Source organism: Rhizobium sp. 01N447_2 (assembly GCF_056399245.1).
This window is the reverse complement of sequence record NZ_JBFTQY010000042.1, coordinates 24575-49562: the sequence shown is the minus strand read 5'-3', so window position 1 is coordinate 49562 and position 24988 is coordinate 24575. Positions and strand designations below refer to the sequence as shown.

The window sequence follows — 24988 nt, the reverse complement described above, 5'->3', positions numbered from 1 at the left end:
CTCCTCGCCGGCCGCGGCATTTTCTCGGGCGGACCGGCATGCTGAATCATAGGCGGTGGAGGAAGATCAGACGAGGGTGGGAGGCGCGCGCGAATTCGGCCGCCAGACGGCGCTTGCGCCTGAAACGGCTGATGTTTCGATCGGCGCGTTGATCAGCGAAGTGAGTTCGCGCTCGAGCCAGGAGTCCGCATCCGGCGTCGGCAGGATGACGGAGGCAGACAACCGGCAGGCTTCGCAATTCGGCTTGAAGGCGATGGTCTTGCCGTCGGCATCCTTCACCGTGACGCAGAGCGAGGCGAAGGTACCGTCGGGCAGCACATAGGCCGCGGCATCGTAGCCTTCGGCGGCGACAGCCTGCGGCGCCTGATGGGCAAGGCCGAGCAAAAGCAGGCTCAATGCGCAAAGCATGCGCAGGAAGAGCGTCGCTTTCAGTCCGGTCTGCCGCATGAGATCCCCTTCAACAGAAGGCCGCGATAGCCGGTTTTAGCACGGAATGCAAAAGCAGATTTGCCTGAGATCAACGCTTGCTGGGAATAAGGCGACAAAAATTTGCCCGGTCACGACATTTGGCCTTGCCAAGTGCTGCACCCGCCGGATAATTGCGCCAACCTTGTTGGGAGAAGCCGGTGCTTTCGCCACCGGTGCCGAAGGAGCAACCGCCCCGGAAACTCTCAGGCAAAAGGACCAGCAAGGGGCAGACGGAACTCTGGAGAGAAGCGTTCTCGAAACGCTCGCCGAAGGGATAACAATCTCAGGCACAGGGACAGAGGGGGCTCAGGAGAGAAGTGCGCAGCCGCGCCTTCAGATTTGAGCCCGCGCCTTCGTGAAGAAGGCGCAAACCCCGGAGGCGTCTTTTGGACGATACTGCTGCCCTGAAGAAAACCCCGCTGCATGCCCTGCATCTCCAGCTCGGCGCCCGCATGGTGCCGTTCGCTGGTTACGACATGCCGGTGCAATATCCCTTGGGCGTGATGAAGGAACATCTTCATACCCGCGCCGAAGCAGGCCTCTTCGATGTCTCCCATATGGGCCAGGTCATCGTGAAGGCGAAGTCGGGCAGCTACGAGGATGCCGCATTGGCGCTCGAAAGCCTGGTGCCCGTCGATATCCTTGGTCTTGCCGAAGGCCGCCAGCGCTACGGCTTCTTCACCGACGACACCGGCTGCATTCTCGACGACCTGATGATCGCCCATCTCGACGAGCACCTCTTCGTCGTTGTCAACGCCGCCTGCAAGGAGGCCGATGTCGCCCATCTCCAGGCCCATATCGGCGACCAATGCGACATCACCGTTCTCGATCGCGCTCTGATCGCGCTGCAGGGACCGCGAGCGGTTTCGGTTCTTGCCGAACTCTGGGCTGATGTCGCAGCGATGAAATTCATGGACGTGCGCCACTGCCGCCTGCACGACGTTTCCTGTCTGGTCTCTCGCTCCGGCTACAGCGGCGAGGATGGCTTCGAAATCTCGATCCCATCAGACAAGGCAGTTGATGTCACCATGCGGTTGCTCGAACATCCAGACGTCCAGGCGATCGGCCTCGGCGCCCGCGATTCGCTGCGCCTCGAAGCCGGCCTCTGCCTCTACGGCAACGATATCGACACGACCACCTCGCCGGTCGAGGCAGCACTCGAATGGGCCATGCAGAAGGCAAGGCGTGGCAACGGTGCGCGCGCCGGCGGCTTCCCGGGCTCCGGCCGCATCCTGTCCGAACTCGAAAACGGCGCCGCACGCCGCCGCGTCGGCCTGAAGCCGGAAGGCAAGGCGCCGGTGCGCGGCCATGCCAAGCTCTATGCCGATGCTGAGGGCAAGGTCGAAATCGGCGAAGTCACCTCAGGCGGCTTCGGTCCCAGCGTCGAAGGCCCCGTCGCCATGGGTTACGTGCCGGTCTCCCACGCTGCGCCAGGCACGCTCGTCTACGCCGAGGTGCGCGGCAAATATCTGCCGATCACCGTCAGCGCCCTGCCCTTCGTCACACCGACCTACAAACGCTAAACCTTTTCCAGAGAGGACGAACAATGCTGAAATTTACCGAAGAACACGAATGGCTGAAGATCGAAGGCGGCGTTGCGACGGTCGGCATCACCAACTATGCCGTCGATCAGCTCGGCGACCTGGTTTTCGTCGAGCTGCCGGAAGTCGGCGCGACCTTCTCCAAGAACGGTAATGCCGCGACCGTTGAATCCGTCAAGGCTGCTTCCGACGTCTATTGTCCGCTTGATGGCGAGATCACCGAGGTCAATCCGGCCATCGTTGCAGATCCGTCGCTGGTCAATTCCGATCCTCAGGGCGCCGGCTGGTTCTTCAAGCTGAAGCTTGCAAATGCTGCCGACGCCGACGGCCTGCTCGACGAGGCGGCCTACAAGGAGCTCACTGCGTAATGACGACGCCGACAGAATTCCAGTTCACCGACTATCAGCCCTACGATTTCGCCAATCGCCGTCATATCGGCCCCTCGCCGGCCGAGATGACCGACATGCTGAAGGTGATCGGCTATAATAGCCTCGATGGCCTGATCGACGCGACGTTGCCGCCCTCGATCCGCCAGAAGGAGCCGCTCGTCTGGGGCGCCCCGATGACCGAGCGCGAGGCGCTCGACAAGCTGCGCGAGACCGCCAACAAGAACAAGGTGCTGGTCTCGCTGATCGGCCAAGGTTACTACGGCACGATCACGCCGCCTGTCATCCAGCGCAACATCCTGGAAAACCCCGCCTGGTACACCGCCTATACGCCTTATCAGCCGGAGATCAGCCAGGGCCGCCTGGAAGCGCTCCTGAACTACCAGACGATGATCTGCGACCTCACCGGCCTCGATGTCGCCAACGCCTCGCTGCTCGACGAGGCAACCGCTGCCGCCGAAGGCATGGCGATCGCCGAGCGCGTCGCCAAGTCGAACGCCAGGGCCTTCTTCGTCGATGCCGACTGCCATCCGCAGACCATCGCCCTCATCCGCACCCGCGCCGAGCCGCTCGGCTGGAACGTCATCGTCGGCAATCCCTTCACCGATCTCGATCCTGTCGACGTCTTCGGCGCAATCTTCCAGTATCCCGGCACGCACGGTCACGTGCATGATTTCACCGGCCTGATCTCGCGCCTGCACCAGACCGGCGCCGTCGCCGTGGTCGCCGCCGATATCCTGGCGCTGACGCTGCTGAAATCGCCCGGCGAAATGGGCGCCGATATCGCCGTCGGCTCCTCGCAGCGCTTCGGTGTCCCGGTCGGCTACGGCGGCCCGCACGCAGCCTACATGTCGGTCAAGGATGCCATCAAACGCTCGATGCCCGGCCGCCTCGTCGGCGTTTCCGTCGATGCCCGCGGCAACCGCGCCTATCGCCTGTCGCTGCAGACCCGCGAACAGCATATCCGCCGCGAGAAGGCGACGTCGAACATCTGCACCGCCCAGGTGCTGCTGGCCGTCATGGCCTCGATGTACGCCGTTTTCCACGGCCCGAAGGGCATCAAGGCGATCGCCCAGCAGGTGCACCAGAAAGCCGTGCTGATGGCCAAGGGGCTGGAAAAGCTCGGTTACAAGGTCGAACCCGACACTTTCTTCGACACGATCACCGTCGATGTCGGCCACATGCAGGCCCTCATCCTGCGTGCCGCCGTCGCCGAAGGCGTCAATCTGCGCAAGGTCGGCGAAACCAAAATCGGCATGAGCCTCGACGAACGCACCMGGCCGGCGACGCTCGAAGCCGTCTGGCGCGCCTTCGGCGGCAATTTCACCATTGCCGATTTCGAGCCTTCCTACCGCCTGCCGAAGGGCCTGCTTCGGACCAGCGATTACCTCACCCATCCGATCTTCCACATGAACCGCGCCGAAAGCGAGATGACGCGTTACATCCGCCGGCTTTCCGACCGCGATCTGGCGCTCGACCGCTCGATGATCCCGCTCGGCTCCTGCACGATGAAGCTCAACGCGACGGCGGAAATGCTGCCGATCACCTGGCCGGAATTTTCCGACATCCATCCCTTCGTGCCGGCCGACCAGGCGCTCGGCTACCGCGAGATGATCGACGACCTGATCGAAAAGCTCTGCGCCGTCACCGGCTACGACGCCTTCTCCATGCAGCCGAATTCCGGCGCGCAGGGCGAATATGCCGGGCTGCTGACGATCCGCAACTATCATATCGCCAATGGTGATACCCATCGCGACGTCTGCCTGATCCCGACCTCGGCACACGGCACCAACCCGGCCTCGGCCCAGATGGTCGGCATGAAGGTGGTCGTCGTCAAGGTGCGTGAAAACGGCGATATCGATCTCGACGATTTCCGCGCCAAGGTGGAGCAGCATGCGGCAAACCTAGCCTGCTGCATGATCACCTACCCTTCGACGCACGGCGTCTTCGAGGAGACCGTCAAGGAAATCTGCGATCTGGTGCATGAGCATGGCGGCCAGGTCTATCTCGACGGCGCCAACATGAATGCCATGGTTGGCCTGTCCCGCCCCGGTGACATCGGCTCCGACGTTTCGCACTTGAACCTTCACAAGACCTTCTGCATTCCGCATGGCGGCGGCGGACCCGGCATGGGCCCGATCGGCGTCAAGGCGCATCTGGCCCCCTATCTGCCCGGCCATCCCGAAACCGACGGCCGTTCGGGTGCGGTTTCAGCCGCCGCTTTCGGCTCCGCCTCGATCCTGCCGATCTCCTGGAGCTATTGCCTGATGATGGGCGGCGAAGGCCTGACGCAGGCGACCAAGGTGGCGATCCTCAACGCCAACTATATCGCCACCCGGCTGAAGGGCGCCTATGACGTGCTCTACAAGTCGGAGACCGGCCGCGTCGCGCATGAATGCATCATCGACACCCGTCCGCTGGTCGACAGCTCGGGCGTCACGGTCGACGATGTCGCCAAGCGGCTGATCGACTGCGGTTTCCATGCGCCGACCATGAGCTGGCCGGTCGCCGGCACGTTGATGATCGAGCCGACGGAAAGCGAGACCAAGGCCGAGCTCGACCGCTTCTGCGAGGCGATGCTGGCGATCCGCGAGGAAGCCCGCGCCATCGAGGATGGCCGCATGGACAAGGTGAACAACCCGCTGAAGAACGCCCCACACACGGTGGAAGATCTCGTCGGCGAATGGGATCGTCCCTACAGCCGCGAACAGGCCTGCTTCCCGCCCGGCGCCTTCCGCGTCGACAAATACTGGTCGCCGGTCAACCGCGTCGACAACGTCTATGGCGACCGCAACCTGATCTGCACCTGCCCGCCGGTGGAAAGCTACGCCGAGGCGGCTGAGTAGCGGTCAAGCCTGGTGCAGCAAAGGGCCGAGCAACCCGAGCCCCTTCCATCATGGGAGGGGCTTTCCTAATTCCGATAGAAATGCGCGGTTAACCTTGCTCTCTAACCGTCTATCGAAGCTCCGTTCGTCTGCGAACACGCTACGCCCAGCGTAGCTCAACGTAAAAGCAGCTGTCTGGTTAGCAGCCGATCCAGGTTCAATTCCTCGGCAGGGGGCACCAGTTTCCCAGTTCCCCTGCACTTTATCAGCGTCGAAGCGTGCCGGTTTGCGGCCTAGAAGCGCTCGCCGACCATATCCTCGCTTTTGGCCCACAATGCCCTGGCCGTCTCGGGATCGAGCGCGTAGGTGCGCACGCCTTCGGAAATCGGGCTGATCTCCGCATCCGTCACCTCGGAGACGTGGCAATTCTCGCAATATCTGCCGCCGACCGCATCTGCCGGGGCGACGAAACCTGCCCAGACGGAGGTAGCCGCACCCTGAGGAATCGTCTTCCACTGGAAGGACGGCTTGCCCTCGGCGGCAAGTGCTGTGTTGATCTGCACTATCATGCCTTCAATCATGTCAGGGTCGAGATGACGGTCGAGCTCGGTCTGGATGCCGCCGGGATGCAGTGCCGTTGCGCGGATGCCGCGCTCCTTGAGGCGCCGGTCGAGTTCCACCGCGAACAGGATATTTGCGGTTTTCGACTGGGCATAGGCCGCCCAGGGCTCATAGGTCTTGCTCTCGAAGTTGAGGTCGTCGAGGCTGAAAGGTGCCATGCGATGGCCCGAGGATGCGACGATCACCACTCGGCCGCCCGATTTGACGAGCGGTGCGATGCGGTTGACCAGCACGAAATGACCGAGATGGTTGGTGCCGAACTGCGTTTCGAAGCCATCGGCGGTGCGGCCGAAGGGAGCGGCCATTACGCCGGCATTGGCAATGACGACATCGAAGGGGCGGCCATCCGAAGTGAGCGCATCGGCGCAGGCGCGCACGCTTGTCAGAGAGGCAAGATCAAGCTCGACGATATCCAGGCTGCCGCCATTGGCCGCACCGGCGCGCACGACTTCCGTTGCCGCCCTCGCCTTTGCAAGGTCACGTGCCGTACCCGTCACCTGCGCTCCATGGGCCGCCAGCACACGCGCGGTTTCCACGCCGAGGCCGGCCGAAATACCCGTCACCAGAACGCGCTTGCCCTTGAGATCGACGCCGGCAAGCACCTCATCGGTGGTTGATGTCGCGCCAAAAAGTCCACTCATGATTATCTCCTTGATCATGGACGCACCGCTCCAGGCTGGTGGACCATTGCCCGCCGGCCTCAAATGAAATAAAAGGAGGGTGCCTCCAGATAAATATGGAGGGCGCCTCCGCTTATCAAGGGGACCTCTCGGAAATGGCCAAAAAAAGTGACGAGCCCACGGTCCGAAAGCCGCGTGCGGATGCCGAACGCAATCGTCTTCTGCTGATGGAAACGGCAAAGACCGTTTTTGCCGACAAGGGTTCCAGTGCCAGCCTGGAGGAAATCGCCCGCATCGCCGGCGTTGGCATCGGCACACTCTATCGCCATTTCCCGACGCGCGATGCACTGGTTTCCGCCATCTACCGCAACGAGACGACGCAGCTTGCCGCTGCCGCCAAAAGCCTTGCCGAGACACATCCGCCTGTCGAAGCGCTCCGCCTGTGGCTGGTGCAGTTCGTGGATTATGTCGTGACGAAACACGGCATGTCCGAAGTGCTGGATTCTTTGGTCGGCGGCACCTCCGAGCTCTATGTCGATTCTGCCGATTTGATCATAGGTGCCGTCAATCTGCTGGTGGATCGCGCAGTCGCCACCGGTGAAATCCGTCTGGCGATGGACCCGCTCGATATCCTGCGCGCCCTGGCGGGCGGCGCGAGCATCAGCTGTGGCCCCGCCTGGCGGGATGCGGCAAGGCAACTCATCGATATTCTGATAGCGGGCATGAGAGCCAGTCGCTGAGGCTGTCGTACCACTCCGGCACGGCCGTCTCAGATCCGGCTTCCTGCCCGACGCCTTCCGCGTCGACAAATGCTGGTCGCCGGTCAACCGCGTCGACAACGTCTATGGCGACCGCAACCTGATCTGCACCTGCCCGCCGGTGGAAAGCTACGCCGAGGCGGCTGAGTAGCAGCAAATGGGCAAGCCCCTCCTACAGGTTGGGAGGGGCTGCATGCCTTTGGCGCACAAGGATCAAATTTAACCTTTCTTAGCAAGTCTCTGTTAGCAATTCATAAAGGCGGCTTCCATCAACATGGATCACCGTCGATCCCTTGTTTCGCGTGCAGGTTCTTATGCGTCCATCGGCTGTGCCAGCAATCCTCCTCGCCGCCCTGATCCTGTCGGGATGCGCTGCCAGTTCTGGCGCCGAAGATGTGCTGGGCAACGTGCCGTCACCGGAAACGACCAATGCTATCGCCCAGCCGAGCGGCCCGATACCGGCTGCCGCCGTCGGCGATCCAGCGCCGCAGGCAAGCCCGCCGCAGCAGGCGTTGCGCTGGGCGGCAGAGGTTCCGGAGCCGCAGGCGCTCGTGCCCGCCGACAGGCCGGTTGGCATGCCGCTGCCGACAGATAAACCGGTCGCGCTGCTGATGCCGGCCAATCCCGCCGGCAATGCAATGCCCGATGTCGGCACGAGATCGCCGACACGCGGCCAAATTTACGGCCACCGCTTCCGCGATGCCAAGCCGATCAACTTCGGCTCCACCTCGCCGAGAAAGCTTGCCGTGCACGGCGTCGACGTGTCGCGCTGGCAGGGCGAGATCGATTGGGAGACGTTGCGGAGGCAAGGCGCGAACTTCGTCTACATCAAGGCCACGGACGGCGGCGATCACCTCGATCCGATGTTCAAGAAGAACTGGCGCCGCGCCAAGGAAGCCGGCCTGAAACACGGCGCCTATCACTTCTTCTACTGGTGCCGAACAGCCGGCGAACAGGCCGACTGGTTCATCCGCAACGTGCCAAGGGAAGCCAACGCTCTTCCGCCCGTCATCGACGTTGAATGGAATGGCGAATCGAGCTGCAAGAGGCGAATCTCTCCCGCACGTGTCCGGGAAAAGATGCAGGTCTTCATGGACAAGCTGGAGCGCTATTACGGCCAGCGCCCGATCATCTACACGGCGCCGGACTTCTACCGCGACAATTTGAAGGGCCAACTGCTCGACTACCCCTTCTGGCTGCGCTCCGTGGCCGCTCACCCCTCCAAGGTCTATCCGGGCCGCAAGTGGCTCTTTTGGCAATATTCCGGCTCCGGCCTTTCCGATGGCGTTGACGGCAAGATCGACCTCAACGTGTTCAACGGCAATGAAAGCGACTGGCACGACTGGGTGGCGTCGCGATAGCCGAAAGCCCGCCAGGCCGCTTGCCCCGTCCTCATGCGGACTTCTGCACCTTCACCGGCACGCCTTTGTAGGCAGGCGTTCCCGATTTCCGGTCGTAATCGCCAAGCGCGATGACCCTGTTCATCTCGGGATAATATCCGGCGATGGAGCCAACAGGGATATCGTAGGCCACTGCGGTGAAGCCTCTGACCGCCCTGCTGCTGGTTTCAGCAACCGACTCGATATCAACCTTATCGCCATCGGCAAGGCCGCGTGCGGAGAGATCCCCGCTGTTCATGAAGATCACGTCACGGCGGCCGAAGACGCCACGATAGCGGTCGTCCAGGCTGTAGATTGTCGTGTTGTACTGGTCGTGACTGCGCAGCGTTGTCAGAACCAGTGTGTCTGCGTCTGCAAGGCGCGGATCTTCCTCCAGCCCAGGCGCGATGAGGAACTGTGCTTTTCCTGAGGGCGTGCGCCATTGCCGGTCGGAGGCCGCCACCGTTAGCCGGAAGCCGCCGGGTTTCCTGACCCGTGTGTTGAAATCATGGAAATCGGGAAAGACCACTTCGATCTTTTCCCGAATGCGATTGTAATCGCTGATCATCCCGTCCCAATCGATACCGTATTTGACGCCGAGCGTTGCCTTGGCGATGCCGGCGATGATCGCCGGTTCGGATCTCAGCTCTTCGCCTGGTGGTTTCAGGAAACCACGCGAGGCGTGCACCATCGACATGGAATCCTCGACGGTCACCGATTGCGGTCCCGTCGTCTGAATATCCTGGTCGGTGCGGCCGAGAACGGGAAGGATGATGGAGGTTCGGGCGATCAGCAGGTGCGAGCGGTTGGGCTTTGTCGCCAGATGGACAGCAAGGTCGAGCTTGCGCATGCCGGCGAATGTCGCCTCCGGATCGGATATGGCGACGGCGAGATTGCCGCCGAGGCAGACCAGCGCCTTCGACCGGCCTTCGATGATCGCCTCGATGGCCTCGACGGCGTTATGGCCCTTCTCCTCCGGCGGGCGAAAGCCAAAGGCCTTCTCCATGCCGTCGAGAAGCGCCGCGTTGGGGATCTCGGTGATTCCGACGGTCCGGTCGCCCTGAACGTTCGAATGCCCCCGCAGCGGGCAGATACCGGCGCCCTGGCGGCCGATATTTCCCCGCAACATCAGGAAATTGGCAAGCTGCTGGACATTGGCAGTGCCGTGGCTGTGCTGGGTGATGCCCATGCCATAGCAGAGGATGACGTTGCGGGCGTTGAGATAGACATCAACGGCGCTGTCGAGCGCCTCGAGCGTCAATCCTGATCTCTTCAGGATCGACGCCCACTCCGTCTTTGCAATATCGGCCTTGAGAGCCTCCAGTCCGATCGTGTGGGCTTCGATGAATTCCCGGTCAAGAAAGCCTTTGCCGCCTGCCGCGACATCGGCATCGTCGCGCTCGAATATCCGCTTCATCAGGCCCTTGAGGGCAGCGAGATCCCCGCCGGTGCGCAGCTGATGATAAGCCGATGCGATGGGCGTCGAAGACATCGTCGCCATTTCCACCGGGTTCTGCGGTGCCGCAAATTTCTCGAGCGCGCGTTCTTTCAGGGGATTGAAGACCACGATCGGGACGCCGCGCCTCGCGGCATCATGCAGAGTGGTCATCATCCGCGGGTGGTTGGTGCCGGGATTGTGGCCGAAGCTGAAGATGGCATCGGTGTGATCGAAATCCTCGAGCGTCACCGTGCCCTTGCCGACCCCGATCGACTCCGGCAGGCCGACGCTGGTCGCCTCATGGCACATGTTCGAACAGTCGGGAAAATTGTTGGTCCCGTAGGCCCTGACGAAAAGCTGGAACAGGAATGCCGCCTCGTTCGAGGCGCGTCCCGATGTGTAGAATTCGGCCATATCAGGATCGGGCAGTTTGCGCAGTTCGGCGCCGATCAACGTGAAGGCTTCCTCCCAGCCGATCGGCAGGTAACGGTCGCTGGCGTGATCATAGACCAGCGGGTGCGTCAGGCGGCCCTGGTCTTCCAGCTGGTGGTCGTTCCATTGCCACAGTTCGGCGACCGTATGCGCCGCGAAAAAGTCAGGCCCGGCACGTTTCGCCGTGGATTCCCAGGTGATCGCCTTGGCGCCGTTTTCACAGAACTCGAACGAACTCGTATGTTTGGGATCGGGCCAGGCGCAGCCCGGACAATCGAAACCCTCGGGCTGATTGGCTTTCAGCAGCGTCGCAGCCCCCTGCGCAATGACCTGCTGGCGCGCAAGGGTTTCGGCGACGGCTTTGAGTGCACCCCAACCGCCGGCAGGGGCCGTGTATTTCTCGATGCCTTTCGGCCGCTTCTTGGTCATCACCTGCTCCACAAATCCGTCCGAGGGCCAGCGCCTATTATCAATGCAAAGGGATGCCATGCGATAGATGGCGCGGACGTGCTTTTAAAAAAGATCGGACCGCTCCGAGGGGGCGGAGCGGTCCTGGCGGATCATGGGATCCACGAGACTCGGCGCGGGAGGGGACATGCCGATGTCTATCGGCACATTCGCGGTGCCGGTCTCCACATGGAAGTCACTTCCGAGAGACAGCCAGACCTTACGTCCCGGCAGCAGGCCACGAAACTATACATAGGTATTGGGGATGATCTTGTTGATCCAGGCATCCTGTCCCCACCTCGTCGTGCGCGCTGAAACCTAACAGAAGTATAGGTCCGGCTACACCAGCATTGAATGTCCCGCATTTCAAACTTGCTCTACGATTCTTTCGAGGCCAGCGAAGCAGGAACGCAAAATTGCCAACCGCGCAGCCAGATCGCCCCATCTCCGCAATTCGTTGATTCCAGCCAAGAGAATAGCCATTGACCGTATCGAACTCGAAAACCGTCGCAAGGTGCTCCACTGCCGCCGATTCTGGATATAGTCCCGTGCCAATCCGGAACGGAGGCGACGGCACAAGACCCTGACCGAAGGCTTTTGCTAACGCAAAGCCTTCAGCATTTCCTAAATCCTCGCAGCTAGAAGGTTACCATCCAGTTCAGGGGAAACGGCTGATGAGCATATCGGGTATTTCGAGCACTGCTCTTTCGGGAATCCGAGCGCAGACGACGCGGGTTAGCGCGATTGCCAACAACATCGCAAACAGCAGCACGCCGGGCTATGCCAGGCTGAACACCAGCCTCACCTCCGTTGAACCAGGCGGCGTCCAGGCCGTCGTTAGCCCGACTGCGTCAGATGTCGATCCGGCCACCGAACTCACCGACCTGATCGAAGCCGAGCAGAGCTACAAGGCAAATGCCGTGGTCTTCGAGACTGGCGCAGACATGTGGGAAATGCTCATGAGCATCAAGCGCGACTGAGCACGCCCGGATTTAATCGAGAAYTGGCTGGCTGAGAATTTCCCGCCAGCCTGAATGGCGTGGCTATCAGGAATGCGCCGGCTCGCCCTGGCGCTGGGCGGCAAGGGCTGCGAGATCGGCGGGCTTCAGCTCGACGGATTCGCCGCAGCCGCAGGCCGATGTCTGGTTCGGATTGGTGAAGGTGAAGCCGGAGCGGAGCGTCGTCGTTTCGAAGCCCATCTCGGTGCCGAGCAGATAGAGAGCTGCGGAGGGCTCGACCCAGACTTTGGCACCGTCGCGCTCGATCAGGTCGTCCTTGGCGTTGGGCTCGGTCACCAGGTCGATGGTATATTCCATCCCGGCGCAGCCGCCCTTCTTGATGCCGACGCGCACGCCCTTGGCATCAGGTCCTGAGTTCTCGACGATCGCCTTGACGCGAGCCGCAGCACCGTCCGTCATGCTCATGATTGCAAAGCCCATCGGCTCATTCTCCTTCCGCAACCGGGGTCAAGATCCGGCGCTTCGTGATTCAAATGTAGTACCCTGAAGTAAACGGATCAATACCGCGGGATGTCAGTACCAGCCTACGGCGACCTGTGCCTCTTCCGACATGCGGTCCGGCGTCCACGGCGGATCGAAAGTCATGGCCACCTCGACGCCCGACACGCCTTCGACGGCGCCGACGGCGTTTTCGACCCAGCCGGGCATCTCGCCGGCTACCGGGCAGCCGGGGGCGGTCAGCGTCATCATGATCTTCACCATCCGGTCGTCTTCGATGTCGATCTTATAGATCAGACCGAGTTCGAAGATGTCGGCGGGAATCTCCGGATCGTAGACGGTCTTCAGCGCGCTGATGACGTCGTCGCTCAGCCGCGCCAGCTCATCGGCCGGGATACTGGAATGCACGATGCCTTCGCGCACGTCGATCTTCTGTTCGCTTTCGTCCAGGCTCATCACGGACACTCCTCAAGCAAAGAACTTGCGCGCATATTCAAGCGCATCGGCCAGGGCATCGACCTCGGCGCGGGTATTGTACATGCCGAAGGATGCACGGCATGTGGAGGTGACGCCGAAGCGTTTCAAGAGCGGCATGGCGCAATGCGTGCCGGCCCTGACCGCAACACCCTGCCGGTCGATCACCATCGAGACGTCATGGGCATGGATACCGGCAAGCTCGAAGGAAAAGATGCTTCCCTTGTCAGGCGCCGTCCCAAAGACACGTAGCGAATTGACGGATTTCAGCCGCTCGACCGCATAGGCGGCAAGATCGGCCTCATGGCGGGCGATCGCCTCGCGGCCAACCTTCTCCATGTAGTCGAGCGCATAACCGAGCCCGATCGCCTGCACGATCGGCGGCGTGCCGGCCTCGAAGCGATGCGGCGGGTCGTTATAAGTGACCATATCCTCGGCGACCGCGAAGATCATCTCTCCGCCGCCCTGGAACGGCCGCATCTCAAAAAGCCGCTCCTTCTTGCCGTAGAGCACGCCGATGCCCGACGGGCCGTAGAGCTTGTGACCGGTCATGACGTACCAATCGCAATCGATATCCTGCACGTCGACAGGCAGATGCACGGCGCCCTGGCTGCCGTCGATCAGCACCGGGATGCCGCGCTCATGCGCGATCCGGCAGACTTCCTTGACGGGAACGATCGTGCCGAGCGCATTCGACATATGGGTGATGGCGACAAGCTTGGTGCGCTCCGTCAGGCTTTTCTCGAAATCTTCGATATGGAAGGCGCCTTCGTCATCCACGGGCACCCAGACAAGCTTGGCGCCCTGCCGCTCGCGGATGAAGTGCCAGGGCACGATGTTGGAATGGTGCTCCATGATCGTCAGGACGATCTCGTCGCCTTCGCCGATCTTCGGCATGCCCCAGCCGTAGGCGACAGTGTTGATCGCTTCCGTCGAATTCTTGGTGAAGACGATGTCGTTGACCGAGGGGGCGTTGAGGAAGCGGCGCACCTTCTCGCGCGCTGCCTCATAGGCGTCTGTCGCCGCATTCGAGAGATAGTGCAGGCCGCGATGCACATTGGCGTATTCATGCGAATAGGCATGCGAGATGGCGTCGATCACCACCTGCGGCTTCTGCGCCGATGCGCCGTTGTCGAGATAGACCAGCGGCTTGCCGTACACCTTCTCCGCCAGGATCGGAAAATCCCGACGGATGGCTTCGACGTCGTATTGCGTGGCCGGCACTATCTTGTCCATTGATATATCCGATCAGGCGTGCTTTTCGAGCCAGGCCGAAATCACGCCTTCCAGCGCCTCGACCAGGGCCTCGTCTTCCAGTTCCTCGACAATCTCGGCGACGAAGGCGTTGACGAGCATCGCCCGCGCCTTGTTCTCCGGAATGCCGCGCGCCATCATGTAATAGAGGTGATTGGCGTCGATATCGGTCACCGTCGCGCCATGGCCGCACTGGACGTCGTCGGCGAAGATCTCGAGCTCGGGCTTGACCGAGAATTCGGCATCGTCGGACATCAGCAGCGTGTTGCAGGCCATCTTGGCATCAGTCTTCTGCGCATCGGGCGCGACCCGGATCATGCCCTGGAAGACACCTTTGGCGCGGTCGAAGACGACATTGCGGATCACTTCGGTGGAGCCGGTATTCGGCACGTCGTGGCCGAGCACCATCGTCACGTCGGTATGGCTGTCGCCGCCGAGCAGGTTGATGCCGCGCAGCGTCAGGTCGGCGCCCTCGCCCGTCACCTTGATGTTAAGCTCCTGGCGCACCAGCTTGCCGCCGGCATTGATGACGAAAAGCCGGAGCTTGGCGTCAGCGCCGAGATCGATGCGGATCTGGCCGAGATGCGTATCGTCGGCTCCCTGCTGCTGCAGGATGATCCAGGTCAGTTCCGTGCCTTCGCCGACCGTGATGTCACTGACGTGGGACACGAGGGCCGCATCGCCGGTCACCGTGAGGTGACGCTCGATGACCGTCGCCTTGGTACCGGCGCCAAAGGACACAGGAAGGCGCGTATGTGTCTGCCCGCCCGCATGGATGAACTGGATTTCAAGCGGGTTTTCAAGCTCGGTATCAGCAGGCACGTCGATGACATAGCCGTCGCGCACGAAGCTGCCATTGATGCGGCCGACCGCGTCGTCGCTGCCKAGCGCATCCAGGCCGTCCGCGGCGGAGCCGTCGAGCAGATGTTCGGAATAGGGCGAAACGCCAAGACCGTCGGCGGCAGCCTTCTGGTTGGAATGGCCCTGGATCACCGCCAGCACCGTGGCCTCGGCAACGAGCGGCTCCAAAGCGTCCGAGCCGGCATCACCCGCCTGCGACGGGACAGTGCGCAAAAGATTCTTGAGATCGGTATAGTGCCAGGCCTCGATCCGGCGCGTCGGCAGGCCGGCCTTCTTCAGGTCGTCGAGAAGCCGGTCCCGCAGCGCTGTTACCGCGCCGTTGCCCGGCAGTTCACCGATCTGCTGGTTGAAGGCCTCGATCAGCGCCGCCTCGGCCGCGGTCAGGCGGCTTGTCGTCTGCATGTTCATGGACGTCGTCCTTTCCGCCCGAAACTCAGGCTGCCGCGCCGATGATGTCGGCATAGCCGTTGGCTTCCAGCTCATGCGCCAGCGTCTTGTCGCCCGACTTGATCACCTGGCCCTTGTAGAGCACATGGACGGTATCCGGCACGATATAATCGAGCAGGCGCTGGTAGTGGGTGATGACGACGACGGCGCGGTCCGGTGAACGCAGCGCGTTGACGCCGTCGGCGACGATCTTCAGCGCGTCGATGTCGAGGCCGGAATCGGTTTCGTCGAGCACGCAGAGCTTCGGTTCGAGCAGCGCCATCTGCAGAATCTCGGCGCGCTTCTTCTCGCCGCCGGAGAAGCCGACGTTGAGCGGCCGCTTCAGCATCTCGGTATTGATCTGCAGCTTGCCGGCGGCATCCTTGACGCGGCGCATGAAATCCGGCGTCGTCAACTCGTCCTCGCCGCGCGCCTTGCGCTGCTCGTTCATCGCCACCTTCAGGAACTGCATGGTGGCGACACCCGGAATTTCCACCGGATACTGGAAGGCGAGGAAGATGCCCTTGGCGGCGCGTTCGGCCGGATCGAGTTCGAGAATGCTCTCGCCATTGTAGAGAATGTCGCCCTCGGTGACTTCGTAATCGCTGCGGCCGGAAAGGACGTAGGAGAGCGTCGACTTGCCGGAGCCGTTCGGCCCCATGATAGCGGCAACTTCACCGGCCTTCACCGTCAGGTTCAGACCACGGATGATCTCGGTGCCATCTTCGGCGATACGGGCATGGAGGTTCTTAATTTCAAGCATCTTTGGTTCCTGCGTTTTTCTCTGCGCAGCTCACTAAGAGCCTCGCGTAATTTCTAAGGGACATCGACATGTTGCGCTCGGCGCTATCGAGCAAAAAAACGAACGACGCGGAAAACCGCGACCGTTACGAGCCCAACCCACTCGAGAAAATCCGAGATCCCCTGAATGATCTTTCCCGGTTTTTCCATGCGCTGCCGGAGAAACACATAAGGCTGCTCCGGCGGCGTTTCGGTCTCGTTTCTTAGCTCCCGGGGGCGAATTTTCGCCAATATCTCCCCGCGCATATTCGTCAGACGTTCAAGAATGCGCTTCTTGTCCGCTTCGCTCATGTCAGCCCACAGAGCCTTCCAGCGAAATGCTGATCAGCTTCTGCGCCTCGACAGCGAATTCCATCGGCAGTTCCTGCAGCACTTCCTTGACGAAACCGTTGACGATCAGGGCGATCGCCGCTTCGGTCGGGATGCCGCGCTGCAGGCAGTAAAACAGCTGATCCTCGGAGATCTTTGAGGTTGTCGCCTCATGCTCGAACTGCGCCGTCGAATTCTTCGCCTCGATGTAGGGCACGGTATGGGCGCCGCACTTGTCGCCGATCAGCAACGAATCGCACTGGGTGAAGTTGCGCGCATTCGATGCCTTGCGGTGAGCCGAGACCTGGCCGCGATAGGTGTTGTTGGAAACGCCGGCCGCGATGCCCTTGGAGACGATACGGCTCGACGTGTTCTTGCCGAGATGGATCATCTTGGTGCCGCTGTCGATCTGCTGATGGCCATTCGAAACGGCGATCGAGTAGAATTCGCCGCGGCTGTCATCGCCGCGCAGGATGCAGGACGGATATTTCCAGGTGATCGCCGAGCCGGTTTCGACCTGCGTCCAGGAAATCTTCGAGCGGTCGCCACGGCAATCGCCGCGCTTGGTGACGAAGTTGTAGATGCCGCCCTTGCCGTTCTTGTCGCCGGGATACCAGTTCTGCACCGTCGAATATTTGATCTCGGCATCGTCGAGCGCAACCAGCTCGACCACGGCGGCATGCAGCTGGTTTTCATCGCGCTGCGGCGCCGTGCAGCCTTCGAGATAGGAGACGTAGGCGCCCTCTTCCGCAATGATCAGCGTGCGCTCGAACTGGCCAGTGCCTTTCTCATTGATGCGAAAATAGGTGGACAGCTCCATCGGGCAACGAACGCCCTTCGGCACGAAGACGAAGGAACCGTCGGTGAATACAGCCGAATTCAGCGTCGCATAATAATTGTCCGAGGTCGGCACGACCGAGCCGAGATATTTCCGGACGAGATCGGGATATTCGCGGATTGCTTCCGAGATCGACATGAAGATCACGCCGGCCTTCTTCAGCTCTGCCTTGAAGGTGGTGACGACCGACACGCTGTCGAAAACGGCGTCGACGGCGATCTTCGGCTTCTCGACGCCGGCAAGAATCTCCTGCTCACGCAGCGGAATGCCGAGCTTCTCATAGACCTTCAACAGCTCCGGATCGACCTCATCGAGCGACTTTGGACCCGGCGTGCTTTTCGGCGCGGCGTAATAATAGATGTCGTTGAAATCGATCTTGGGATAGTTGACGCGCGCCCAGGTCGGCTCTTCCAGTGTCAGCCAGCGACGATAGGCCTCGAGACGCCATTCCAGCATCCACACAGGCTCCTGCTTCTTCGCCGAAATGAAACGAATGATGTCTTCGGACAGGCCTTTCGGCGCCTTGTCCATCTCGATGACGGTCTCGAAACCGTATTTGTACTGGTCCACATCGATCAGGCGGACCTGGTCGATTGTTTCCTGCACGGCAGCCATCTCATTCTCCAATCTCGCCGGATACAAGGTCCGGCAGCTTGTAGTGTTTGGGCAATTGTCTTGCCCTTTATGTAAGAGGCCAAAAGGGACTTTTCAGCCCGATTGGCAAGCAGAAATTTGCGTTTCCGCAAGTTTTGACACAGGGCAAGCCGCCTCCCCAGCCGACCTGCGCCGGTTGGCGATCTTTGCGAAGGCCGCAATCGCCCTGTCGATATCCTCTTCCGTCGTCGAAAAGCCGAGCGAGATGCGCAGCGCTCCGAGCTTGGCGTCACGGCCCATCGCCGTCAGCACATGGCTTTCGCCGAGCCGGCCGGATGAGCAGGCGGATCCTGCAGAAAGGGCAACGCCTTCAAGATCGAAGGCGATCTGCCCGGTCTCAGCCTTCAGCCCCGGCAGGGTGAAGAAGATCGTATTGGCGACGCGCTCGCCGCCCTCGCCGTGAATTATCACGTCGGCTGCGACTTCACGCATGCCGGCTTCCAGCCGCTCGCGCAACGCGCCGATCGCCGCATTGCGCGCCTCGAATTCGTCTGCCGCGGCTTCTGCCGCCGCGCCGAAGCCGATCAGCGCCAGCGAATTCTGTGTCCCTGAGCGGTGACCTCGCTCCTGCCCTCCGCCCTGGATCAGCGGCTTGGGCATCAGCGCCTCGCCGCGCGCAATCAGTGCGCCGGCCCCCTTCGGCCCGCCGATCTTATGCGAGGAAACGATCAAGAAATCGGCGCCGATCTTTTCGATGTCAAGCGCGATGCGGCCGGCAGCCTGGACGGCATCGACGACGAAGAGGCCGCCATGGGCGTGGACGATCTTTGCCGCCGCCTCAACCGGCTGGACGATGCCCGTCTCATTGTTGACGAGCATGACGGCGACCATCGGCAGGCCGGCGGCCTTGTCATGGGCATCGAGCAGCTTGGAGAGTGCGTCGAGATCGACGATCCCGGCTTCCGTCACCGGGATCTCCGTCATCTTGTCCCTGGCGAAGCGACCGCCTTCGCGCACCGCCGGATGCTCAATCGCCGAAAAATAAAGCTGGCCCAGCCGCAGCGGCGTGCGCCCCATGCGGAAATCCGGTGTCAGCGCCAGATTGGCGGCCTCGGTCGCGCCGCTGGTGAAGACCACATTGCCGGCATCGGTGCCGACAAGCGCCGCCACCTTGCGTCGCGCGCTTTCGATGGCGGCGCGCGCGGCGCGACCCTCTCCGTGCACGCTGTTCGGATTGCCAAACACGTCGATGGCGCGCATGATCGCCGCGCGTGCTGCGGGGTGCAGGGGCGCTGTGGCATTCCAGTCGAGATAAAGGCGTGGCGGCGCCATGATCTTCAGTCCTGCGCTTGACGAGCTTGCTTCAGCGGCCGCGGTTCATTTTTCTTGAAATTTCCGCCGGGCTTGCCTTATGACACGTTCCACGATGCGTGGATCGCCATGCAAGTTTCGAATTGTTCTAAACTGCGTTTTAGAAAAGCTGACAACACTAGTCAAGTCATGTTGTCGTCCAACGCAGCGCGAACGCGAAATAAAACCCGGAGTACCAATGCCCGAAGTTATTTTCAACGGCCCAGCCGGCCGTCTTGAAGGCCGCTACCAGCCCTCCAAGGAAAAAAGCGCGCCCATCGCCCTGATTCTGCATCCGCATCCGCAGTTCGGCGGCACGATGAACAATCAGATCGTCTATCAGCTCTTCTACATGTTCCAGAAGCGTGGGTTCACGACGCTGCGCTTCAATTTCCGGGGCATCGGCCGCAGCCAGGGTGAATTCGACCACGGCGCCGGCGAACTCTCGGATGCCGCCTCGGCGCTCGACTGGGTGCAGAGCCTGCATCCCGATTCCAAGACCTGTTGGGTCGCCGGTTATTCCTTCGGCTCCTGGATCGGCATGCAGCTCCTGATGCGCCGGCCGGAGATCGAAGGCTTCATGTCGATCGCGCCACAGCCGAACACCTACGACTTCTCCTTCCTGGCGCCCTGCCCCTCCTCCGGCCTGATCATCAACGGTGAGGCCGACAAGGTGGCGCCGGAAAAGGATGTCAACGGCCTTGTGGAAAAACTGAAGACCCAGAAGGGCATCCTCATCACCCACCGCACCGTTGCTAACGCTAACCACTTCTTCAATGGCCAGGTGGAGACGCTGATGGGCGAATGCGAGGATTACCTCGACCGTCGACTCAACGGCGAACTGGTGCCGGAACCGGCCGCCAAGCGGATCCGCTGACACCACGAAATCCAGGCCTCATCGATGCCGTGACGGCCCGGAACACAACCGGGCCGGATGTGCCAGAACAGATCACCTATCATGTTGCAATCCATGTTGCAGTGCGGTAGGGTCCTCGCGATCCTAACAAAAGCGAGGTCCGCAATGACCAAGTCGTTCGGGGAAGTCCTGGATAAGTATAGGGGTATTGGTCCGGGGTTCGATTTTCTTCGAATAGGGCTCGCCTTTTCCATCGTATTGACCCATTCATTTTTGTTAACCGAGAACAATGACTTCATCAGGGGGTCGGTATTCTGGTTCACTGAATACGCTCTTGTTCCGATGTTCTTCGCCTTGAGCGGATTTCTGATCGCCGGCAGTGCACAGCGCCTCAGCCTCCGGAATTTCCTGATCAACCGAGGCTTGCGCATCGTCCCGGCCCTTGCGGTCGATATCGTCGTCTGCTCGTTGATTATCGGGCCGATCATTACGGTCGTGTACCACTCCGAATATTTTACCGATCAGCGGTTTTTCAAATACTTCCTGAATATCGTCGGCTGGATCCATTACGAGCTGCCGGGCGTGTTCCAGGATAATCCGAGCCAGCGTGTCAACGGCGCTCTCTGGACAGTTCCCTGGGAGATCTTCTGCTACATCATCATGTCGTTCCTGATGGTCACCGCCATAGTGAAGACGCGCTACAAGCTGCTCGCGGTGACGATCGCCTACATAGCCATCGGCATTGTCGTACAGAAGATGCCCTATCTGTTGCCTGACTCGATCAAGCCGATCGCGCGCTTCCTGTTCATGAGCCGAGGCTCACAGCTGATAACGGCCTTTATGATGGGCATCGTCGCCTTTCAGTTCAAAGCGGTCATTCCGCACTCCCGCTGGCTGTTCGCCGCCGCCTGCCTGGTTTGCATCGTCGCCATTCTCACCCTGGACAGCCGGGCGACAGAGTCGGTGATGAACCGGCCCCTGGTCATCACCTCTCTCGTTTACATCACCGTCTTCGTCGGCCTGTCCGAGGTGCCCATCCCGGCCTTTTTCAGGAAAGGCGACTACTCCTACGGCGTCTATCTCTATCACGACCCGTTTTTGCAGATCTGGATCAGCTCGTTCCCGTCGGTTTTCCTCTATCCGAAATATGGTGCGCTGGCCCTCTATCTCGTCGGCCTGCCATCGGCTCTCGCCGTTGCGGTGCTGTCCTGGCATTTCATCGAGAAGCCTATCCTAGGCCTTCGCAAGAAATTTTCGTTCATCGCCCAGGTCAGAGGCGTCGAGGACGGCAATCAGGCTGGGCGCGAATCCCATGTCCGGCCGGTCGCAGTAAAGAGTTAGGGCTTTGCCGGCCGCATATCGGCGGTGAGTTCGAAAGCCGGGTCCAGCACTCCATCGATCAGGATCGGCGCGCGTTCGCGCATGCCGATTTTTCTGAGAACGCGCTGCGAGGCGATGTTTTCGGGATGCGTGAAGGCGATGAAGCCCGATGCAAACTTTCTTTCGAAGAACCAGTCGGCAAGCGCACCCGCCGCTTCCGTTGCCAGACCCTTGCCCCACGCCTCCTCGCGCAGGGAATAACCGAGTTCGAATTGCTCGTTCCTAAACTTTGAAATCCCCGCACGGCCGAGAAACTGACCGTCTTTGGCGAGGAGCTTGTATTTGGTCGTGCCGTCGCGCGCCTGCTCCTCAAACCAGCCGCGCAGCCGCTCCTCAGCCTTCTCCAAGCTCCACGGCGTGTTGCCGGACGGATATCGGRTCGTCGCCATCGTCGAATGCAGCAGCTGCACCAGGGCAGCATCGCCTTCGTCCCACATGACGAAGCGCATCCGGGACGTCTTAAGAATGACCGTCTCCGACATCATGCCTCCACGATGACACCGCCGCTGACCGGAGCCCCGACCCCCGTCGTGCCGGGAAATGTCAACGGCAGCCCTTCCAGCGACCGGACGGCGAGATAGGCCCAGGCCTCGGCTTCCATCGCGTCACCATTGAAGCCTGCCTCCTCGGCAGTCAACACCTTTGATCCCAGCCGTTCGGCCATGACCGAAAACTCCGCCATCAGGGTGGCGTTCAGGCGCCCTCCGCCGCAGACGATATAGATCGACGGTGTCTCGGGAAGGAAGTTGGCAGATTTGATGATCGACGCGGCGGCGACATACGCCAGCGTCCGGGCGCCGTCTTCGAGGCTCGCCTCCTCGAGCCGAAGCGGCGCGAAATCACCGCGGTCGAGCGAACGGCGAACATTGCCGCGGAAGAACGGGCTTTGCAGATAACGCTCCGCCAGGCTGGCCACGACCTTGCCGCGCCCGCCGATCTCGCCGCCGGGGTCATAGGCTTTGCCGGTCTGCATCTCCACCCACTGGTCGATCAGCGTATTGCCCGGCCCGCTGTCGAAGGCCGATATCCGGCCGGCCGTACCGATAAAGGTGAGATTGGAGATGCCGCCGATGTTGACGAAGCACACCGCCTGTCCCTGCTGTTGGAATTTTCCCGCAAGTGCGGCGTGATAGGCCGGCACCAGCGGTGCACCCTGCCCGCCATGGACCATGTCGTTGGCGCGCATGTCGTAGACCACCGATATACCGGTTCTCTTCGCAAGTTCCTGCCCATCGCCGATCTGGATCGTCAATCCCTCATCAGGGCGATGGAGCACCGTCTGGCCATGGAAGCCGAGAACATCGACGCCAGCGGCAGAAAGCCCGAAACGCTCCAGGAATGCCGTTACGGCAGTTGCATGCCGCAAGGTAAGTTCAAGCTCGATGTCGTGAAGCTCAGCGGGCCGTTCGCTCCTGTCGCTCAGTGGACGTGCGATTTCCAGCGCCCGTTTGAGCCGCCCGCGAAAATCTGCGTCATAGGGCACGCCCATGAACGGTCCGCGCTCGATGAAGCCGCGGCCGTCGGTCCTGATCAGCGCGACGTCGATTCCGTCCATCGACGTGCCGCTCATCAGACCGATCGCGGTCCTGATGACATCCATGAGGTTTCCTTCCCGCGATTCCCGGATGCACTTTTATAAAAACAGTGCTAAACGCGCCGCGACAGATCAACAACAACGAACTTGCGCGAGGCCCAGATGGGCGAGCGCAGATATCAAGAGACGAAGGCCATGTCCGAGTTCAAGTCCGATTTCCTCCGCACGCTGAAAGAGCGCGGCTTCATTCATCAGGTCTCCGATGAAAGCGGCCTCGACGACCTGTTCGCCAAGGAAACCGTGACGGCCTATATCGGCTTCGATCCGACGGCGCCCAGCCTGCACGCCGGCTCGCTGATCCAGATCATGATGCTGCACTGGATGCAGAAGACCGGTCATCGTGCCATCTCGCTGATGGGCGGCGGCACCGGCATGGTCGGCGATCCCTCCTTCAAGGAAGAAGCGCGCCAGTTGATGACCGTCGATACGATCGAAGGCAACATCGCCTCGATCAAGCGCGTCTTCTCCAATTACCTGAACTACAGCGACGGTCCGAAGGACGCGCTGATGATCAACAATGCCGAATGGCTGCGCTCGCTGAACTATCTCGAATTCCTGCGCGACGTCGGCAAGCATTTCTCGGTCAACCGCATGCTGTCCTTCGATAGCGTCAAGACGCGTCTCGACCGCGAACAGTCCCTGTCCTTCCTGGAATTCAACTACATGATCCTCCAGGCCTACGACTTCGTCGAGCTGGCCAAGCGCTACGACTGCCGCCTGCAGATGGGTGGTTCGGACCAGTGGGGCAATATCGTCAACGGGATCGATCTCGGTCACCGCATGGGGACCCCGCAGCTCTACGCGCTGACGTCGCCGCTGCTGACGACGTCGTCGGGCGCCAAGATGGGCAAGTCGGCGACCGGCGCTGTCTGGCTGAACGCCGACATGCTCTCGGCCTATGACTTCTGGCAGTACTGGCGCAACACCGAGGATGCCGACGTCTCGCGCTTCCTGAAGCTCTACACGACGCTGCCGATGGATGAAATTGCCCGGCTCTCGGCACTCGGTGGTTCGGAGATCAACGAGGTCAAGAAGATCCTTGCGACCGAGGTTACGGCGATCCTGCACGGCCGCGAGGCCGCTGAACAGGCTGCCGAAACGGCGCGCAAGACCTTCGAGGAAGGTGGCCTCTCGGAAAATCTGCCGTCGGTCGACGTGCCCGCCTCCGAGCTCGACGCCGGCATCGGCCTTCTGTCGCTGATCGTTCGCGCCGGCCTTGYCTCATCGAACGGCGAAGCCCGCCGTCACGTCCAGGGCGGCGCCGTCCGCATCAACGACGAGGCGATCAGCGACGAACGCAAGATGATCGGCAGCGGCGAAATCACCACCGACGGAGTCATCAAGCTTTCGCTCGGCAAGAAGAAGCACATCCTGATCCGCCGCGCGGCGTAAGCGGCTTCAATTCCGAACCGATATCAAAGCCGGCGCCCGCGCCGGCTTTTTCTTTGCCTCACTATTCGGGTCGGCGAGCAAGATCACTCAGCTCACCGCCGGTATTTCGGATCATCTCGTCTGGTTTCTTAAGAAGATAGCCCGGCGGATCGACGCTTGAAGCGGGCTTCACCCGCGACCACCAGCTGATCGAGAAGATCGGCGGCGTCATTTCCGCGTCCAGAGGAACCATCAGGACGTGGTCGGAACGGATGACCGCCTCTTGCGATTTCAGCCGCACGCCCTTTTCCGCGGAAAGCGACACGTCGGGAATCGTGACGGCCATCATGGCGACCGATGCGAAAGAAACTGTCCGGGCGCACTGCATGGCATCCTCCGACATTGCACCGGCCGTTGCTTCCTGGCCGGGACAGTATAGTACATCAGATTTTCCTAAAATAGGCAAAGTATCAATGCCGGATTTGTCAGCCTGGCTTGGAATTGGCTT

The 24988-nt window shown here is 61.2% G+C and carries 23 protein-coding genes and 1 riboswitch; of the genes, 9 read left to right on the top strand and 14 right to left on the bottom strand.

Annotation, left to right across the window (positions count from 1 at the left end):
- Positions 1–66: 66 nt before the first annotated feature.
- Positions 67–447 carry a hypothetical protein gene (locus tag AC1ECN_RS24455; protein WP_018072217.1) on the bottom strand — a complete coding sequence of 127 codons (381 nt, stop codon included), beginning with the start codon at positions 445–447 and terminating at the stop codon, positions 67–69.
- Positions 448–604: 157 nt separating this feature from the next.
- A riboswitch (glycine riboswitch) is annotated at positions 605–697 on the top strand.
- Between the two features lie 157 nt (positions 698–854).
- On the opposite strand from AC1ECN_RS24455, the gene gcvT reads away from it, so the two are divergent.
- The 3 genes from gcvT to gcvP are packed head-to-tail and all read left to right on the top strand — an operon-like array spanning position 855 to position 5241.
- Positions 855–1991: a glycine cleavage system aminomethyltransferase GcvT gene (gene gcvT / locus AC1ECN_RS24450; protein ID WP_018072219.1), complete on the top strand. Its 1137-nt coding sequence runs from the start codon at positions 855–857 to the stop codon at positions 1989–1991.
- A gap of 23 nt (positions 1992–2014) precedes the next feature.
- On the top strand, positions 2015–2377 hold the full coding sequence (gcvH, locus tag AC1ECN_RS24445; protein ID WP_017964444.1) for a glycine cleavage system protein GcvH: 363 nt from the start codon (positions 2015–2017) through the stop codon (positions 2375–2377).
- Complete coding sequence (gcvP, locus tag AC1ECN_RS24440) at positions 2377–5241, top strand: aminomethyl-transferring glycine dehydrogenase (protein WP_130672639.1); 2865 nt, start codon at positions 2377–2379, stop codon at positions 5239–5241. Before gcvH ends, gcvP begins: the two co-directional genes overlap by 1 nt.
- 272 nt (positions 5242–5513) lie before the next feature.
- Here gcvP and AC1ECN_RS24435 read toward each other — a convergent pair whose 3' ends face one another.
- Positions 5514–6482, bottom strand: coding sequence for an SDR family NAD(P)-dependent oxidoreductase (locus tag AC1ECN_RS24435; protein WP_165406133.1), 969 nt, complete (start codon positions 6480–6482; stop codon positions 5514–5516).
- Positions 6483–6577: 95 nt separating this feature from the next.
- Here AC1ECN_RS24435 and AC1ECN_RS24430 point away from each other — a divergent pair, with 95 nt between their 5' ends.
- On the top strand, positions 6578–7201 hold the full coding sequence (locus AC1ECN_RS24430; RefSeq protein WP_130672641.1) for a TetR/AcrR family transcriptional regulator: 624 nt from the start codon (positions 6578–6580) through the stop codon (positions 7199–7201).
- Between the two features lie 332 nt (positions 7202–7533).
- Positions 7534–8580: a glycoside hydrolase family 25 protein gene (locus tag AC1ECN_RS24425; protein ID WP_130672642.1), complete on the top strand. Its 1047-nt coding sequence runs from the start codon at positions 7534–7536 to the stop codon at positions 8578–8580.
- 31 nt (positions 8581–8611) lie between these two features.
- Here AC1ECN_RS24425 and AC1ECN_RS24420 read toward each other — a convergent pair whose 3' ends face one another.
- A complete protein-coding gene (locus AC1ECN_RS24420) occupies positions 8612–10897 on the bottom strand; it encodes an FdhF/YdeP family oxidoreductase (RefSeq protein ID WP_130672643.1) in 2286 nt (761 codons plus the stop codon).
- 692 nt (positions 10898–11589) lie between these two features.
- Between AC1ECN_RS24420 and AC1ECN_RS24415 the strand changes: the two genes are divergently transcribed.
- The gene (locus tag AC1ECN_RS24415; protein WP_130672644.1) at positions 11590–11895 is read left to right on the top strand and encodes a flagellar basal body rod C-terminal domain-containing protein; all 306 of its coding nucleotides are present in this window, start codon (positions 11590–11592) and stop codon (positions 11893–11895) included.
- Between the two features lie 66 nt (positions 11896–11961).
- On the opposite strand, the gene sufA is transcribed toward AC1ECN_RS24415, so the two are convergent.
- The 8 genes from sufA to AC1ECN_RS24375 all read right to left on the bottom strand — a co-directional run bounded on the left by sufA (position 11962) and on the right by AC1ECN_RS24375 (position 19261).
- Complete coding sequence (gene sufA / locus AC1ECN_RS24410; protein WP_018072227.1) at positions 11962–12354, bottom strand: Fe-S cluster assembly scaffold SufA; 393 nt, start codon at positions 12352–12354, stop codon at positions 11962–11964.
- A gap of 93 nt (positions 12355–12447) precedes the next feature.
- Positions 12448–12828: an SUF system Fe-S cluster assembly protein gene (locus AC1ECN_RS24405; protein WP_003559708.1), complete on the bottom strand. Its 381-nt coding sequence runs from the start codon at positions 12826–12828 to the stop codon at positions 12448–12450.
- Positions 12829–12840: 12 nt separating this feature from the next.
- Entirely contained in the window at positions 12841–14082 is a 1242-nt protein-coding gene (locus AC1ECN_RS24400) for a cysteine desulfurase (RefSeq protein ID WP_130672645.1), read from the bottom strand.
- 12 nt (positions 14083–14094) lie between these two features.
- Complete coding sequence (sufD, locus tag AC1ECN_RS24395) at positions 14095–15369, bottom strand: Fe-S cluster assembly protein SufD (RefSeq protein WP_130655630.1); 1275 nt, start codon at positions 15367–15369, stop codon at positions 14095–14097.
- Between the two features lie 25 nt (positions 15370–15394).
- Entirely contained in the window at positions 15395–16150 is a 756-nt protein-coding gene (gene sufC / locus AC1ECN_RS24390; protein ID WP_017988448.1) for a Fe-S cluster assembly ATPase SufC, read from the bottom strand.
- A gap of 83 nt (positions 16151–16233) precedes the next feature.
- On the bottom strand, positions 16234–16479 hold the full coding sequence (locus AC1ECN_RS24385; RefSeq protein ID WP_011652133.1) for a hypothetical protein: 246 nt from the start codon (positions 16477–16479) through the stop codon (positions 16234–16236).
- 1 nt (position 16480) lies between these two features.
- Complete coding sequence (sufB, locus tag AC1ECN_RS24380; protein ID WP_018483742.1) at positions 16481–17950, bottom strand: Fe-S cluster assembly protein SufB; 1470 nt, start codon at positions 17948–17950, stop codon at positions 16481–16483.
- 93 nt (positions 17951–18043) lie between these two features.
- Positions 18044–19261, bottom strand: a complete 1218-nt coding sequence (locus AC1ECN_RS24375) for a cysteine desulfurase family protein (RefSeq protein WP_018072232.1) — start codon at positions 19259–19261, stop codon at positions 18044–18046.
- Positions 19262–19478: 217 nt separating this feature from the next.
- Between AC1ECN_RS24375 and AC1ECN_RS24370 the strand changes: the two genes are divergently transcribed.
- Both AC1ECN_RS24370 and AC1ECN_RS24365 read left to right on the top strand, forming a co-directional pair.
- Complete coding sequence (locus AC1ECN_RS24370) at positions 19479–20156, top strand: alpha/beta hydrolase (RefSeq protein WP_003559715.1); 678 nt, start codon at positions 19479–19481, stop codon at positions 20154–20156.
- A gap of 144 nt (positions 20157–20300) precedes the next feature.
- Positions 20301–21476: an acyltransferase family protein gene (locus AC1ECN_RS24365; protein ID WP_130656933.1), complete on the top strand. Its 1176-nt coding sequence runs from the start codon at positions 20301–20303 to the stop codon at positions 21474–21476.
- On the opposite strand, the gene AC1ECN_RS24360 is transcribed toward AC1ECN_RS24365, so the two are convergent.
- Both AC1ECN_RS24360 and AC1ECN_RS24355 read right to left on the bottom strand, forming a co-directional pair.
- The gene (locus AC1ECN_RS24360; protein WP_477954342.1) at positions 21473–22000 is read right to left on the bottom strand and encodes a GNAT family N-acetyltransferase; all 528 of its coding nucleotides are present in this window, start codon (positions 21998–22000) and stop codon (positions 21473–21475) included. The genes AC1ECN_RS24365 and AC1ECN_RS24360 overlap by 4 nt on opposite strands.
- Entirely contained in the window at positions 21997–23115 is a 1119-nt protein-coding gene (locus AC1ECN_RS24355) for an anhydro-N-acetylmuramic acid kinase (protein ID WP_130672647.1), read from the bottom strand. Before AC1ECN_RS24355 ends, AC1ECN_RS24360 begins: the two co-directional genes overlap by 4 nt.
- A 129-nt stretch (positions 23116–23244) precedes the next feature.
- Between AC1ECN_RS24355 and tyrS the strand changes: the two genes are divergently transcribed.
- Positions 23245–24501, top strand: coding sequence for a tyrosine--tRNA ligase (gene tyrS / locus AC1ECN_RS24350; protein WP_477954340.1), 1257 nt, complete (start codon positions 23245–23247; stop codon positions 24499–24501).
- A 61-nt stretch (positions 24502–24562) separates the two neighbouring features.
- Here tyrS and AC1ECN_RS24345 read toward each other — a convergent pair whose 3' ends face one another.
- Positions 24563–24883, bottom strand: coding sequence for a hypothetical protein (locus AC1ECN_RS24345; RefSeq protein WP_130673528.1), 321 nt, complete (start codon positions 24881–24883; stop codon positions 24563–24565).
- Positions 24884–24988: the final 105 nt, after the last annotated feature.